General features: G+C 58.7%; 13 protein-coding genes. 5 read left to right on the forward strand and 8 right to left on the reverse strand.

Annotated features, from left to right (window positions below; translation table 11 throughout):
* Positions 1–75: 75 nt before the first annotated feature.
* The 5 genes from CP556_RS17200 to CP556_RS17220 form a co-directional block, all read right to left on the reverse strand.
* A complete protein-coding gene (locus CP556_RS17200; protein WP_255291494.1) occupies positions 76–846 on the reverse strand; it encodes an ABC transporter permease in 771 nt (256 codons plus the stop codon).
* The gene (locus tag CP556_RS17205) at positions 843–1565 is read right to left on the reverse strand and encodes an ABC transporter permease (RefSeq protein WP_255291495.1); all 723 of its coding nucleotides are present in this window, start codon (positions 1563–1565) and stop codon (positions 843–845) included. Before CP556_RS17205 ends, CP556_RS17200 begins: the two co-directional genes overlap by 4 nt.
* 125 nt (positions 1566–1690) lie before the next feature.
* The gene (locus tag CP556_RS17210; protein ID WP_098726726.1) at positions 1691–2743 is read right to left on the reverse strand and encodes an ABC transporter ATP-binding protein; all 1053 of its coding nucleotides are present in this window, start codon (positions 2741–2743) and stop codon (positions 1691–1693) included.
* 361 nt (positions 2744–3104) lie between these two features.
* The gene (locus tag CP556_RS17215) at positions 3105–3896 is read right to left on the reverse strand and encodes an enoyl-CoA hydratase/isomerase family protein (RefSeq protein WP_098726727.1); all 792 of its coding nucleotides are present in this window, start codon (positions 3894–3896) and stop codon (positions 3105–3107) included.
* Positions 3897–4218: 322 nt separating this feature from the next.
* Positions 4219–5472 carry an acyl-CoA dehydrogenase family protein gene (locus CP556_RS17220; RefSeq protein WP_098727460.1) on the reverse strand — a complete coding sequence of 418 codons (1254 nt, stop codon included), beginning with the start codon at positions 5470–5472 and terminating at the stop codon, positions 4219–4221.
* Between the two features lie 344 nt (positions 5473–5816).
* Between CP556_RS17220 and CP556_RS17225 the strand changes: the two genes are divergently transcribed.
* The gene (locus CP556_RS17225; RefSeq protein WP_098726728.1) at positions 5817–6995 is read left to right on the forward strand and encodes a CaiB/BaiF CoA transferase family protein; all 1179 of its coding nucleotides are present in this window, start codon (positions 5817–5819) and stop codon (positions 6993–6995) included.
* Between the two features lie 130 nt (positions 6996–7125).
* On the opposite strand, the gene CP556_RS17230 is transcribed toward CP556_RS17225, so the two are convergent.
* Complete coding sequence (locus CP556_RS17230) at positions 7126–7896, reverse strand: SDR family NAD(P)-dependent oxidoreductase (protein WP_098727461.1); 771 nt, start codon at positions 7894–7896, stop codon at positions 7126–7128.
* 463 nt (positions 7897–8359) lie between these two features.
* Here CP556_RS17230 and CP556_RS17235 point away from each other — a divergent pair, with 463 nt between their 5' ends.
* Positions 8360–9340 carry an ABC transporter substrate-binding protein gene (locus CP556_RS17235; RefSeq protein WP_255291526.1) on the forward strand — a complete coding sequence of 327 codons (981 nt, stop codon included), beginning with the start codon at positions 8360–8362 and terminating at the stop codon, positions 9338–9340.
* Positions 9341–9486: 146 nt separating this feature from the next.
* Here the strand turns inward: CP556_RS17235 and CP556_RS17240 are convergent, their stop codons facing one another.
* Positions 9487–10278: an enoyl-CoA hydratase/isomerase family protein gene (locus CP556_RS17240; protein ID WP_098726730.1), complete on the reverse strand. Its 792-nt coding sequence runs from the start codon at positions 10276–10278 to the stop codon at positions 9487–9489.
* 480 nt (positions 10279–10758) lie between these two features.
* On the opposite strand from CP556_RS17240, the gene CP556_RS17245 reads away from it, so the two are divergent.
* Genes CP556_RS17245 through CP556_RS17255 form a run of 3 tightly spaced genes read left to right on the forward strand, consistent with a single transcriptional unit; the run spans position 10759 to position 13324 of the window.
* The gene (locus tag CP556_RS17245; RefSeq protein WP_141551703.1) at positions 10759–11754 is read left to right on the forward strand and encodes a hydroxymethylglutaryl-CoA synthase family protein; all 996 of its coding nucleotides are present in this window, start codon (positions 10759–10761) and stop codon (positions 11752–11754) included.
* On the forward strand, positions 11751–12170 hold the full coding sequence (locus CP556_RS17250) for a Zn-ribbon domain-containing OB-fold protein (protein WP_098726732.1): 420 nt from the start codon (positions 11751–11753) through the stop codon (positions 12168–12170). The genes CP556_RS17245 and CP556_RS17250 overlap by 4 nt, the downstream gene beginning before the upstream one ends.
* Complete coding sequence (locus CP556_RS17255) at positions 12167–13324, forward strand: thiolase family protein (protein WP_098726733.1); 1158 nt, start codon at positions 12167–12169, stop codon at positions 13322–13324. Before CP556_RS17250 ends, CP556_RS17255 begins: the two co-directional genes overlap by 4 nt.
* Before the next feature lie 93 nt (positions 13325–13417).
* On the opposite strand, the gene CP556_RS17260 is transcribed toward CP556_RS17255, so the two are convergent.
* Positions 13418–14497 carry an ABC transporter substrate-binding protein gene (locus CP556_RS17260; protein WP_098727462.1) on the reverse strand — a complete coding sequence of 360 codons (1080 nt, stop codon included), beginning with the start codon at positions 14495–14497 and terminating at the stop codon, positions 13418–13420.
* Positions 14498–14635 lie beyond the last annotated feature (138 nt).

Consider the following 14635-nt stretch of genomic DNA (forward strand, 5'->3'; position numbering starts at 1 on the left):
CGCCGGTTACGGCAGAAAGAGCGGCGATCGAGGAACCGGAAATGTGGCGGGAGAGGGGGTCGGCGGAATCTGGAGTCACCCCAATCGATCGCCGATGACGCTGACGATGATCATCACGGCGACGAGCGTCGTCGCGAGGGCACTGACCTCGGGACTGAGTCCCGTCTGAATCTGATTGAAGATAATGATTGGGACCGTCGTCGTCTGTGGTGTGATGAGAAACTGCGTCGCGGTGAACTCCCCGAACGAGATGACGAATCCCATCAGCATGCCGGCTAACAGCGCGGGACCGATGATGGGGATGGTGACGTTGACCGTCGTCTCCCATTTATTGGCCCCCAGAGCCATCGATGCATCTTCGAGCCGTTCGTCGAACGTCAGCAAGCGGGACCGAACGATGAGGAAAACGAACGGGAGCGCGAGAACCGAGTGCGCGATCACGATCCGCGGAAGCCCTCGAGGGATCGAGAGGTGGCTGCTGAATCGCAGGAACGCAACTCCAGTGATTACCGGCGAAATCATGAGCGGAAGTAGCATGACCGTTGCGAGCGTCTCTTTGGCTCGGATATCGCTTCGGACGAAGCCAAACGCCGTGATCGTTCCGATAATACCAGAGAGGATCGCCGTCGCCGTCGCGACGATCACGCTGACTACCATCGCGTTTCGGAGTCGGAAGTTCTGGAAGAGGGTGTTGTACCACTCCAGCGTGACGCCGTTAGTCGGCAGCGTGGGGGACGACTGCACGGTAAACGAGGTCGCGATGACGACGATCACCGGCACTAACAATATCGCGTAGACGACCAGTAAGACCGGATAGAACGACAGCCGTCTCAGTCGCTTCATCATAGGTCGCTTAGCACCTCCGAGATATTGGCGTAATGGTTGAACAGGCCGATCAGAATGAGAAGCGTCACTGTGAACACCACCGACATCGTCGCAGCGAGGTCAAGGTCGTACGTGAACGATTGCTCGATCACGTTCGCCATCATGAAGTCGGCCGGCCCTCCGAGCAGTGCCGGCGCCAAATACGATCCGGCCGCGAGAATGTACACGAACAAGGCGGCGGCGACGACACCGGAGAGACTGAGCGGGATGATGACCGTCCGCAGCGTGTACAACGGCGTCGCACCGAGAACTTCCGACGCGTAAATCAATTCATCGTCGATCGACTGTATCGAATTGTACATCGGAAGGATCGCGAAGGGGAGTAATGCGCTAACCAGGCCGATGACGACACCTCGTGTAGTAAATAATACTCCGAAATCGGTCCCGAATAGCTGCTGTACTGGGCCCGTTGGGAGGAAAAACAGTGAGACGCCGAAATATCGAATAATAATCGCAATCCACAGCGGCAACAGCACTAACGCAAGCATGGCGAACTGACGCTTAGCTTTGAACGCGATGAAGTACGCTATCGTATAGCCGAGGACCAGACACACGACCGTCGTGATCAGTGCGTAGTAGAGTGTTCGGCCGAGCGTTTCTAAATAGACGCCGCTCAGAGCGTCTCTGTAGTTGGCGAAGAGATCGCCGCCCCCAAAGTTGAGGCTCTCGACGAATAGCACGATCACCGGTGCGATAAAGAACAGCGTGAGCCAGCCGAGCCCGAGTCCGACGAGGAGTTTCGGGGACGATCGACCGCGCACCCACTCGGGGACGGAGAAGTCCGGAAGTGTGACAGCTCCGAACTTCATACGATGGTCACCCCCTCCGGATCGAACTGGACCGCGATCTCGTCACCGACTGCGTACTCTTCCGTCGCGTTGCCGAAGGCGGTGACGGTCGTTTCGTCGTCCAGCGTCACCTCGAGTTCGGCCCGATGACCGAGGTATTCGACGTGGGAGACTGTTCCCACGAACGTATTGCTCGTTCCGTTTGCCTTCTCGGCCGTACTGATATTGATTTTTTCCGGCCGTACGTACAGTGACAGCGAATCGCCGTCCAGCCTGTCCGTGTCAATGTCGGAGGCGAGTTGGATTTCCTGATTCGAAGCACGGACCATGGGCGGGTCGTTCGCGGCGACTTTCCCCTCGAATTTCGTCGACTGACCGAGGAATTCGGCGACGAACTGAGTTTCCGGCTCTTCGTACAACTCCTGGGGAGCGCCGGCCTGCTCTTTCCGTCCCTCGTTCATCACGATAACCTTGTCCGACATCGACAGCGCTTCGGACTGATCGTGCGTGACCGAGAGGGTCGTGACGTCGACCTCTTGTTGAATCTCTCGGATTTCGTTTCGCATCTCCTCGCGAAGGACTCGATCGAGGCCTGTAAGCGGTTCGTCAAGCAACAGGATATCCGGTTCGTACACGAGCGCTCGTGCAAACGATATCCGGCGCTGTTGCCCTCCGCTGAGTTCGCCCGGCTTGTGATCCGCGTGGTCCGTCATCTGTACCATCTCGAGGTACTTGGCGATCTGATCGTCGTGATCGCTGTCGAACCCCTGCATCTTGAGCCCGTATCGGAGGTTTTCCTCGACGGTCATGTGGGGGAACAGCGCCGAATGCTGAAACACGAGCCCGATGTTTCGGTTGTACGGTTCCGTATCCGAGACATCGCTCCCGCGTAGGTGTACCGTGCCCGAGGTAGCTTCGACAAGCCCCGCGATCATGTGGAGTGTCGTACTCTTCCCACAACCGCTTGGTCCAAGCAGCGTGGCAAATTCTCCCTCTTCGATTCGGAAGGATACGTCATCGACTGCGAGCAGATCGCCGTAGTACTTTGTTAGGTTTTTTACTTCTAGCATGGGTCTTGGAGTACGCGTACGCTTTCTACGTCGGTCGTAGTTGCCGCTTCTTTCGTCGTCTCTGTCCAGCTAACCGCGCCCAACGTCCGACCGTCCCTGTCCCTCAGTTCTTTGGAAGGCCTTATCGTGGTTATCATCCACACGGCCCCCTATAGTTCACCCCGTCTATTAATCATTGTGTATGTTATTCTACCTGAGTTCCGGATCACGCGACTCGATAGTCGGCCTGGCAGAATCTACAGGTCTCGTGCGGGTATCGTCTCTCGAAGGGGACCACCTACCGGCTGGCGATCCGTCGATCGCGCTCGGCGCTCACGAGAGTGATTCGTGCATTTCCTGCCTGCCGGACGTTCGATCCGGCTCACTGTCCCTCGAACGATGGTTCGCGTTTTTCCTTAAACGCCGTTACGCCTTCGACGTAATCAGCCGTCTTTGACGCGTTTGCGATTTGTTCCGTTTCTTCGGCCAGTTGATCGGGTAACTGGCGTGCATACGATTCCTCCAGCATTCGAGATATCTTACCGAGTGCTTTCGTCGGACCGGCCGCGATCGTTTCGCCGAGTTCCGTGAGCCTCTCTTCGAATTCGTCGTCGGTTGCGACCTCCGTGACGAGACCGATGTCCGCTGCTTCCGCTGGAGAGATCTTCTGGTTGAGTAACGCGATGCGCTTTGCCTCCTGCAGACCGACGTGGTGTGGGAGGTAGAACGTCGCGGATCCGTCGCCGGTCAGGCCGATTCTGGAATAGCCGAACTGTAAGTACGCGTCCTCGTGCATCAACGTGATATCGCCCAGTAGCGCGATACTGAATCCGGCTCCGACAGCTGGTCCGTCGATTCCGGTGACCAACGGTGTTTCACCGCGTTTCAACTGGACGGCGACATCGTTTATCATGGAAGCACCGCGTCGAAGTCTCCCAGCAGCGCTCGAGTCCTCTTCGAACGACGAAATGTTTCCGCCGGCACAGAAGACACCGTCGGATCCCCGAAGGACGATACACCGAATCGATTCGTCTTCGTCGAGTTCAGTCGCGAGCCACAGTAGCTCTTCAGTCATCCCGTCGCTCAGGGAGTTCATCGCTGCTTGGCTATCGATCGCAAGTCTAGCGATTCCGTCATCCGTTACGGTAACGTTGAAATTGTCGAAATCCCTCATAGGTGCATGTTGCCATTATCCACGAATTGCCTTATCCCTTCGCATCCGTAGACACGACAGCGATCGGTCGCTTCCGTCGGCGTCTCCGAGAGCAACCGGTGGTATCCACGCGGTCCCTCACTGACGGGTCGACGGGCTCGAGCGGCTCAGGTGACTCCGATTGTGGCCCCGCTATAGTAGCCACTGAAACGGGTTATACACTGATCATACAGCTGTCGTTCGATCAATCATTGCATACCGTAATCTGCTCTCAAGCAGCGTAGCGATCTGTGATAAATCGTTTCAGTGGGAACTGTACCCCCGTCAGTGTCGCAGTCGTCGGTTACGACTCGTCGAGCGCATCGATCCGACGATCTTCGTCGAACTGAAGCACGTTCTCCATCTCTTCCGTTTTGATATCGTCGAACGCGACGCGGGCGATGGACCGTCGATGTACCTCGTCCGGACCGTCGACGATACGGAACGGTCGAACGTTCTCGTAGAAGTGTGCCAGCGGTAGATCCTTGCCGATTCCGTTCCCGCCACAACACTGAACGGCGAGGTCGATTATGTCGTTCGTCACGTTCGCAGTGAAGTTCTTTGCCATCGCGACTTCCGTCCGCGCTTCGCTCCGGTCGAGTTCCCGAGCCGCGTGTCGAACCATCGTTCTCGCGGCGTGAAGCCGCGTCTCGGCGTCCGCGATTCGATGGCGGAGCGACTGCTTCTCCGAGAGGTCGGATCCGAACGCTTCCCGCTCGCTAATGTAGGCCTTTGCGATATCCAGGGACCGCTCGGCCATTCCGGAGTATCGCATGCAGTGTGTGAGCCGTCCGCCACCGAGACGCATCTGCGCTATTGTGAACCCCTCTCCCTCGTTTCCGACCGTGTTTTCGACCGGAACGCGGACATTTTCGTACTTGACCTCCGCGTGTCCGCCCGCCAGTTCGGTTATCCCGTGTCCGCCAAGGTGGCCGACGTTCCGGACGATGTTGACGCCGTCTACGTCCGTGGGAACCAGAATAATCGATGTCCCCTCATACGGATGCGCGTCCAGGTCCGTCCGCGCCATCACGAGCAAGAAGTCAGCGTCAACCCCGTCCGATGTCCACCATTTGTGCCCGTTTATCACCCACTCGTCGCCGTCTTTTTGCGCGGTCGTCTGGAGCATCTTCGGGTCTGATCCCCCTCCTTGCATGGGTTCGGTCATCGAAAACGCCGACGTGATCTCCCCCTGTACCAACGGTCGAAGCCATTCCTCTTTCTGCTCCTCCGTCCCGACCATCTCCAGGGTGTGCATGTTCCCCTCGTGTGGTGCGTTCGCCCGAATCGAGCGTGCACCGATGAGCGATCGGCCGACCTGCTCGAACGACGGCAGCATGTCCTGGAAGTCCAATCCTTGCCCGCCGTATTTTTCCGGCATCTGCGGGGCGAACAGGTCCCGTTCCTTTGCCATCTCCCATAGCTCCTCAATCTCGTCTCTCGTGATGTCTTCGCTGGTCCGTAGCGCTTCCCGTTCGCGGGGAAGAACGACTTCGTCCATGAATGACTCGACCCGATCGGCTACTTCCGTCGCTGTTTCGGAGTCGTGATACTCCATATCTATGGATTCGCGCATGTCAATGTAAAACTATGGCTCGTCCTCTCTATTCGGTGTCTCCCCTTCGAAACGAGCGTCCGAAATCCGCCGACGGTTCGAACCCGTCCCGTTTCTCCGTCCCTCGCTCGACGTCGCACGCGGGACGCGACCGTCGTATCCCGAGCAACCCGTTTGCCCCTTCAAGAGCGGACGGCGGGTCCTGAATCAGTGATACGCGCGTCTCACGTTCTCGAGGGCGCGGTACCGCTTCCCCTCGACGGGAACCAAGGCTCGGTCGCGATGCCGGTTTCCCCTCGCTCGCCGCAAAACCCTATTTTGAAGTGCTGGTACATACATCTCGTACTATGCGACTCGATGGCGTCCGAATACTTGATTTGACTCGACTGCTTCCCGGCCCGTATGCGACGCAACTACTCGCGGACTCCGGTGCCGAGGTAATCAAAGTCGAAGATACCGGTGCTGGCGACTACGCTCGGCACAGCGAACCACGTTCGGAACGGGATGTCGGTGCCATTTTCGAGATGGTCAACCGGGGCAAGAAGAGCGTCTCACTCGATCTCAAGTCGGACGAGGGAACCGAGGCCTTCTATCAACTGGTCGAAACCGCAGACGTCGTGTTCGAACAGTTCAGGCCCGGTGTGGTCGAGCGGCTCGGGATCGACTACGATACGCTTCGGTCGTACAACGACGAGCTGATCTACTGTTCGCTGACGGGATACGGACAGGAGGGCCCCTGGGCCGATCGCGCGGGCCACGACCTCAACTACGTCGCACTAGCCGGGTTGCTCGACATGACCCGCGAGTCGCCATCCGATAAGCCACAGATGCCCGGCTACCCGATCGGCGACATGAGCGGCGGGCTGTTTTCCGCGTTCGCGATCACCGAAGCGCTGTTATCGCGAGAACTCGGGAACACCGGTGGTGAGTACATCGATGTCGCGATGAGCGACGTCGTCGCGTCGTTCTCCCAGTCGGTCGCCTATCAAGCGCTGACCGGCGACCCCGACGAACCACGGCCGGGAAACACCCATCTGTCGGGCCAGTTCCCGTGGTACGATAGCTACGAAACGGCGGACGGCGAATGGGTCACCATCGCAGCGCTCGAGCCGAAGTTCTGGCGAGCGTTCTGTGAGGCGGTCGACAAGGAGCACCTCATCGACGCACACGACGAACACGATCCCGACTCGTTCGCGAAGGTCAGGGCCGAGCTGGAGGCGCTGTTCGCGGAACGGACGCGTGCCGAATGGGAGGACGCGCTCGGGGACGTGGACGCGGCAGTTGGCGGCGTTTACAGTCCTGCGGAGATGGTCGACCACCCGCAACTCGACGCGCGCGATATGATCGAACGCTCCGACGACGCTCCGCCGCGAATCGGCTTCCCCGCTCGCTCGACCGAGATGGCGTCGGGAGCGGGCGAAGCCCTTGCGGACCAGGGGGAACACACGGAATCCCTGCTATCGGCCGTCGGGTACACCGCTGCGGAACTCGAGGAACTGCGACAAGCGGGGGTCGTTCGATACTAACGTCCCCACCCCCATACAGGGACCGCGTATTCGTTCCGTTTCTGGGCCGGTCGGTTTCGGTGCGTCTCCCGGTTTAGGCGGAAAACTCCATTTGATTCGTGCTGCGCCGAAAAAAGTCGCTCCGACGGTTTTACTCTTCGAGACGGGGCGCTCCCTTTATTGTGACCGTTTCACCGATAATGTAGGACGACGCCGAACTCGCCAAGAATTGCGCGAGATCGGCGACTTCCTCCGGTCGACCGATCGACCGGTCCACCGACTCGCGGTCGATGGCGTTCGCGTCGCCGTCGATCCCCATCTGGGATCGGACGCCTGCCGTCGCGACCAGCCCGGGAGCGATACAGTTGACCCGGATATCGTCTTGACACCAGTCCGCGGCGGCGGACGTGGTGTAGTTGATGACGGCCGCTTTGGCTGCGCCGTAGTGACTCATGCGCCTCGAGCCGCGCTGGCCAGCGACGCTCGCGATGTTGATAATGCGACCGCCGTCGTCCTGCATGTGTTCGTAGGCGGCCTGCGAGCAGTGGAACGTTCCGTGCAGGTTAATGTCGACGATCGTTTTCCATCCGTTTTCGCTGATGTCCGCCGGATCGGCCTGAAAACTCGCGCCGGCGTTGTTGACGAGGACGTCGAGGCCACCGAATTCGTCCACCGTCGTTTCCACGAGCGCCTCGACCGAAGCGCGGTCTCGAACATCGCACTCCACTGCGAGCGCTCGGCCGTCCGAATCGCTCTCGTTGATCTCGTCCGCGACCGGCTCGACGTTGTCTAACTCCCGGGACGTAACGACCACGTTCGCCCCGTCATCCGCGAACCGTTCGACGATCGCTTTCCCGATTCCGCTCGAGGATCCGGTTACGATCGCCGTATTATTGTCGACGCTGAACTGCGATGTCGTCATTTCGGTCGCTCCGTACGGTTCCATCCGCGTCTCTGTGTGTGAATTACAGGCACATCAGGTGGTTATCTCCCGGATCTAATAAAATTATTCCTTAGTATTACTTCCTTCTCGCCATACCGATTCCGTCGAACGGGGTCCGGTTGCTGGTTCAGTGCTGCCGAATACTACGACTGTGCGCGTTGTCCGTCTTGCCCGGAAACCGGCCGTATTCGATCGGTCGCACTCGCAGTTGTAAGGAAAATCGCGTTTCATATCGTTTCAAGAACGAAATTCGAACCAGTGGCATTCCACTCAAAGGAGTTGAGGATCGCGATATCCCCTCGAAATCTACTAGGTGACCGAAAATAATATGCATGGGAGTCTCTATTAGGTTGGTATGCGAAAGCATGATAGGCATTCACCAACACGTCGCCGCGTACTTCAGACCGGTATTGTCGCTACGGGGCTCGGAATAGCCGGCTGTCTGGGAGGCAGTGGCGATACCCTACAGTACCTAGGACGAGGCGGCGTAACGCAGGAGGCGTTCAGAAACGTTATCAGTGACTGGGAGGACGAAAACGACGTCACGGTCCAACACACGTCCGTCGCGGACGATACGGAGATGGTAAACGTCGTGTCGGAGAATCCGGGCGGGATCGACCTCTGTAACCCCTCGTCGGGCGGGTTCATCCGATTCCGGGGACAGGACGAAAAATTACTCGCCGACCTGGACTACGGAGAAATTCCGAACTACGATAATCTGCCCGAAGCGTGGCACAACGTTCCGTTCCTCGAGGGGAACGAGGACGGTCTGTTCCGATACATTTCGTCTCAGGGGTTGGCATACAACACTGAACTAGTAGACGAGTTCAGTTCGTGGGACGAGATCGAGCAAAGCGAATACGGGGACTTGATTTCGCTACACGCGACCCCATCGGCACGGTTCGCGAACGCCGCTGCGGCTGCGGGCGAAGATATCAACCAGATCGGAGATGATGCCGTCTTCGATGCGATCGTCGACAAAGTCGACGCCCAACACCAGAACGTGTTCCAGTACTGGACGTCAGGCGACCAGCAGATGCAGTTCCTCCGTGAAGAACAGGCACACATCTCTTCGGCATGGGGTGGCCGCGTCGCCTCGTTGCAGGCCGATGACGTTCCGATCGAGTACTTCATCCCGGAGGAAGGGGCCGTCACCCACAGCGAGGGATACGCCATTCCTGAGGCCAGCGAGAACAAAGAGACGGTGTACGATCTGCTGGATTGGGTGTACCAGCGGGAAAACCTCGTCGACCTCTCGGTCCAGATCGATTATCCGGTCCCGATATCGGATCCGCCCGAGGAAATCACGTCCTTGCCCGATTACACTGATCACCCCGACAACCTCGTCTGGGTCGATTGGTCGCAAGTCCTGCCACACAACGATAAGATATCACAGGCGTTCAACGAAGTCCGCGGATCGTAACTCGTATCGAGTACATGCCGTACGACGGTAAAAGCCGTCACGCCACCTGCCACGCGGGGATGTTCAGCCGCCCTCGAAACCACGGGTTCGATGTTCGAACGAGCTGAAATCGAAGGCGGGGCCGGTAAGCTGCTCGAGACCGGACGTTATCTGCCGGTGAATTCGGGTTCGTAGTCGTCCTCGGCGAACGCTTTGGCGCCTTCCTTGTGGTCTTCCGTTTCGAGCAACGGCTCGAACAGGCGACGGTCGTACTGTCGGCCTTCGCGAAGCCCCATCTGGGTGGCCACGGAGGCGGACTCCTTGATCGCCTGGATCGCCAGCGGCGGCTTGGATGCTATTTTCTCGGCGAAGTCCTGCGTCTCGGCGTCGATGTCGTCGGGGACCCGATTCACGATGCCCAGTTCCTCCGCTCGAGCGGCACTGATGTGGTCCCCGGTCATAGCGATCTCTTTCGCCGCGGCGGGGTTCGCCAGTTTGCTGATGAACTGGACGCCGCCGGCGCCGGGGATGATGCCGAGATCGACTTCCGGGAGACCGAGCTTGGCATCTTCTGCGGCGAACCGGAAGTCACACGACATCGCGGTTTCGAGGCCGCCGCCGAGACAGTAGCCAGTGATCTTGGCGATCACCGGTGCCGGAAAGTCCATGATGAAGTCGTAATGGGCGCGTTCGGAACTGTCTCCGGGGCTGGCTTCGCTGAATTCGCTGATGTCCGCGCCGGCACAGAAGTTGCCACCCGCTCCTTCGATGACGACCGCTCGAAGCGCGATTTCGCCCCGTTTTTCGTTTTCAGCTTCGAGTACGCGCAGTCCCTCGACGATGTCTTCCTGGAGTTGGCCGCTGAGCGCGTTGAGCGCGTCCGGTCGATTCAGCGTCAGATGTCCGATACCGGTTTCCTCATTGAACGTGACTTCCACCGTGTCAAACGTTTCTTCCATACACACAACGGTTCAGGGTCGACTCAAATAGTTTTTCCGATAATTAACCGTCCCTCGATTAGGACGGATCGCAAGCCCATCGTAACCGGTTCGAACCCGTTCGCGTGGAACTGTCCGCTCCGGGGCACGACCGTCGTTGATCGACTAAAACGATGTTCGGTAACGTGTCTCAAGAAACCAGTGTTGTGTCTTTTCACACTATGATCGATCTATCGAGGGGAAATAACGAACTAAGGTTGTTATAGAACGGGACGGGAGACTGAATTGACCCGGGAGGACTGGTAGATATACGCGCGTCTCGGATCCGTCGAGTACGCGATGGATCGATGGCTTTCCCCGTCCGGAGACGACCGTCGGTCAGCGACACTGGGCCGATGGCGTTTCGTTACGGATGGTGTCACTGGTACCCACATATTTATTGTAAAATCGACCGTATCATGACGCGTAATACCATGGGAAAATCAACTGGAGCTGATACCAATGGTCGCTATTGATGCCGCAGCGGGGTACGTACCGTTGTATCGGATCGCCCGAAGCGAAATAGCGGCCCAACACGGTGGGAGCGGACAGGGTGAAAGCGCTGTTCCATCCCGCGACGAAAACCACATTACGATGGCCAGCGAGGCAACGACGGCCGCCCTCGAGCGTGCGGCCGTCGATGCCGATGATATCGGGGCCGTTTTCGCTGCGAGCGTCAGCGATTACTACGCGGAACATGGCGTCGCCGCGCAACTCGCATACAGGCTCGGTGCTCCGACCGACAGCAGAACCGGGGACTTCCGGGGGACCGCGCGTGCGGCCGCAGACGCGCTCGAGACGGCGAGACAGTACGTGCGTGCTACCGAGAAGCCGGTGGTCGTCGCCGCCGCGGACATCATGCCGGTCGAACCCGGGGGCGACGACGAGGAGACAATGGGAGCCGGCGCCGGGGCGCTCATCCTTCGGCCACGTAGCGACGATCCAGCCGCGACGATCGATTCGGTGGGACAGGCAACGACTGGCTTTCTCGAGCGGCACCGCGAACACGGGGAGTCCGCCGAACAGGGGGATCCCCGGTTCGAGCGTCGACACGGCGTCCAACCGGCCGTGACGACGGCGCTCGAACGAACCGAAACCGACGCAGATCCCGAGTATGCAGTCGCCAGTGCACCGGGGTATCGGTTCGTTCAAACGGCGCTTCAGTCCATCGACGCGGAACGACTCTCGACGTTCAACGACGTAGGGTACGCCGGCACGGCGACGTTGTTGCTCGACATCGCACACGCGCTGGAATCGACCGAGACGGGGGACTCTCTCGTCGCTATCGCGTACGGACAGGGCGGTGCGGACGCGTTTCGTCTCACCGTCACCGATGCGTCCGATGAACGGCCCGGGCTTTCGGTTTCGGAGCAGATCGAAACGAAGGAGTATGTACCATACATGAAACACGTGAACTCACGGGAACGATACGAGTATCAGGGGGTGCCGAATACATGAGCGGACCGCGCTACCATCGGACGAGACGGCAGGATCAACGACTGGTCGGCTTCGAGTGTCAGGCTTGTGGGTTCGTTTCGTTCCCGGACGAGAAACGAATCTGTAAGCGGTGTGGGGACGCACCAGCGGAGTTTCGGGACGTAGACCTCGCATCGTCCGGGACGATCAAGACGTTCGTGGTACAGGAGTACCTTCCGGACGATATCGAAGTTCCGCAACCGCTTGCGATCATCGACATCCCACAGGCTGACGGATCCGGCGAACCGACTCGCGTGTACGGCCTGTTGACCGAAACCGAACTCGACGAAATTTCGGTCGGCTGTACGGTCGACGTTCGGTTTCGAGAACTCTTCGACGAGGGCGCTCGACCGATCAATTCCTTTAAATTTTCGGTTCCGAGGGAGGATAAACGATGACTGATGCACACGTCGTCGGTGCCGGTATCATCGACTTCGGGGAGAAGTACGACTGGTCGTTCGAGGACTTACTCGAGGGCGCGTACCTCGATCTCGTCGAGAGCGTTGATTACGGGATCGATCCGACGAACGATATCGATGGCGTCTGGTACGGCACGCTGGACATCGCAAACGAGGGGTCGTCCGGTGCCGCGGTCGCACACGCGACGGGACTTTTCGAAACGCCCGCAACACACATCGTCAACGCCTGTGCCACCGGGAGCGATGCGTTTCGAAACGCCGTCCAGGCAATCAAGGCCGAGGACATCGATGTCGCGCTCGTGATCGGGGCCGAAAAGATGCTGGACTCGACGGAAGGCCTCATCGGCGGGGCGGCACTCGAACGGCTCTGGCGGGGACGCGGCGTGACAATGCCGGCGTTCTTCGGTATGCGTGCGACCCGTCACATGGATCAGTACGACACGACCCGCGAACAGATCGCGGCGGTGTCGGTGAAGAATCACGAGAACGGAACGAAATACCCACATGCCCACCAGCAGTTCGAGTGCTCCGTCGACGACGTCAAGGAGTCATCGACCGTGTCGTATCCGCTGAACCTGTATGATTGCTGCCCGGTAACTGATGGGGCCTGTGCCGTCCTCGTCGCCAGCGATGACCGCGCCCGCGAGTTCACCGACGCACCGGTCCGTGTCGCGGGCTACGGACTCTCCACCGATTCGTTCCAGCGTGGTGATGACCTCGCGTTGACGAATTTCCCCGCCTCCAGACACGCCTCCAGTACGGCCTACGAACGTTCCGGGTACGGTCCCGACGACATCGATGTCGCCGAGGTTCACGACTGCTTCTCGATTACGGAACTCATCACTTACGAGGACCTTGGATTCTGTGAACAGGGAGAAGGCGGATCTCACATCGACGAGGGCATCCCCCACTTGGACGGAGAACAGCCGATCAATCCCTCCGGCGGGTTGTTGTCGAAAGGGCATCCGATCGGCGCGACTGGCGTCGCACAGATCGCCGAAATATTCGAGCAGCTCCGCGGAGAAGCAGGCGATGTGCAGGTTCCCGACGCTGAAGTCGGCATGCAACACAATATCGGCATCGGCCGCAACGCCACCGGTGCCGTCTCCTGTGTGAACATCCTCGAGCGATAGTCACTGCGACCTATTTTTATCCGGCGGCAACAGAGGGCCTCGCGGGTACCGTTCCTGACGCACCGTTCGAGACGTAACACCGAGACGTCTTCCTTACTCTCCTTTCAGTTCCGCGAACGCCTGCTCGAGATCAGGCATTGCCGGGATGATACTTTCCCAGTCGAGCCAGATCACGTCGTCGGCAGATTCGGTGTAATCGTATCGGTTCGTGATCTCCTCCGGCGGGTCTTTGAGCTGAACGGGATATCCGTGCCCCAGCGTCAGTTCGACTGCGTTCTCGCGTTCATACATGTAATTGAAGAGGTCGTACACGTCGTCTTTGTTCTCGCTTTCATCGATCATGGTCCACCCCGTCGAATAGGTGAGACACCCCTCCTCGGGGATGACGTAGTCCATCGGGAGCCCGTCATCGACCAGATTTTCCGTCCGGCCGCCCCAGCCTTCGACGGCGTGTGCTTGCTCTTCCCGCAACAGACGGGGAAACTCGTCGCCTGCGGTCCAGTATTTGAAAATATTGTCGTGGAAATTTCGCTGTTCGTCCCAGACACTCTGGAACGTTTCGTCGTCGCTAAGCGCTTCCGACGGGGAAATTCCCATCATCGCGCAATTGTTGCAGAACCTCGTCGTGGCGTTATTGTGCATCGAGAGAACGTCGTTGTACTCCGATCCTTGCAGGTCTTCCCACGACGTCGGCTCCACGTGATCCGTATTGTATGCGATTCCCTGTGAATTGTTGTAGTAGAAGAGTCCGTAGTCGTGTCCCTCGAGGAACGGCGCATTTTTCCACGACTCTTTGATATTATCGTAGTTCGGAACTTCTCCGTAATCCAACTCGGTGAACAACTCCTCGTCGTAGACGAGCGAGTGCTGTGCGAACGCGGACGGGACCAGGTTAGTGAAATCGAACGCCCCGGGATTGTTCGATATCAGTTCCATTATCTCGGTATCGTCAGCGGCCGACTGGTGGGTGATCTGCTTTCCATTCTCTTCGGCCCACTGATCCATCACTTGTCGTTCGGCTTCCTGAGTGACCCCGCCACGACTGATGTACGTAAGCGTGTTTTCACCGCCGCCGCCGCCGAGGCAACCCGTGACTGCCATCCCACTGATGACTGCACCCGATTGAAGTACTCGCCGCCGTGACACTGGTTGTCGCTGGTTAGCGTTTGCCATCGACATCTACTTTTCAGGGTCGAGTATAAAGGTTGTGGAACATATCAACACATAACTAAAGGCGCGGCCGCCGCTGTCAGTGAGTAGCACGCGAGCGATTTCGCAGGAGTGTAATGGCGGACCAGCGGGCCGGATTCC

Source organism: Natrinema sp. CBA1119 (assembly GCF_002572525.1).
Lineage (GTDB): Archaea > Halobacteriota > Halobacteria > Halobacteriales > Natrialbaceae > Natrinema.

Coding starts and splice junctions, on each gene's coding strand:
- CP556_RS17240 (WP_098726730.1), bottom strand. CDS start 10,278: ATGGAAGAAACGTTTGACACGGTGGAAGTCACGTTCAATGAGGAAACC.
- CP556_RS17245 (WP_141551703.1), top strand. CDS start 10,759: ATGGTCGCTATTGATGCCGCAGCGGGGTACGTACCGTTGTATCGGATC.
- CP556_RS17230 (WP_098727461.1), bottom strand. CDS start 7,896: ATGACGACATCGCAGTTCAGCGTCGACAATAATACGGCGATCGTAACC.
- CP556_RS17220 (WP_098727460.1), bottom strand. CDS start 5,472: ATGGAGTATCACGACTCCGAAACAGCGACGGAAGTAGCCGATCGGGTC.
- CP556_RS17225 (WP_098726728.1), top strand. CDS start 5,817: ATGCGACTCGATGGCGTCCGAATACTTGATTTGACTCGACTGCTTCCC.
- CP556_RS17215 (WP_098726727.1), bottom strand. CDS start 3,896: ATGAGGGATTTCGACAATTTCAACGTTACCGTAACGGATGACGGAATC.
- CP556_RS17210 (WP_098726726.1), bottom strand. CDS start 2,743: ATGCTAGAAGTAAAAAACCTAACAAAGTACTACGGCGATCTGCTCGCA.
- CP556_RS17250 (WP_098726732.1), top strand. CDS start 11,751: ATGAGCGGACCGCGCTACCATCGGACGAGACGGCAGGATCAACGACTG.
- CP556_RS17200 (WP_255291494.1), bottom strand. CDS start 846: ATGATGAAGCGACTGAGACGGCTGTCGTTCTATCCGGTCTTACTGGTC.
- CP556_RS17255 (WP_098726733.1), top strand. CDS start 12,167: ATGACTGATGCACACGTCGTCGGTGCCGGTATCATCGACTTCGGGGAG.
- CP556_RS17260 (WP_098727462.1), bottom strand. CDS start 14,497: ATGGCAAACGCTAACCAGCGACAACCAGTGTCACGGCGGCGAGTACTT.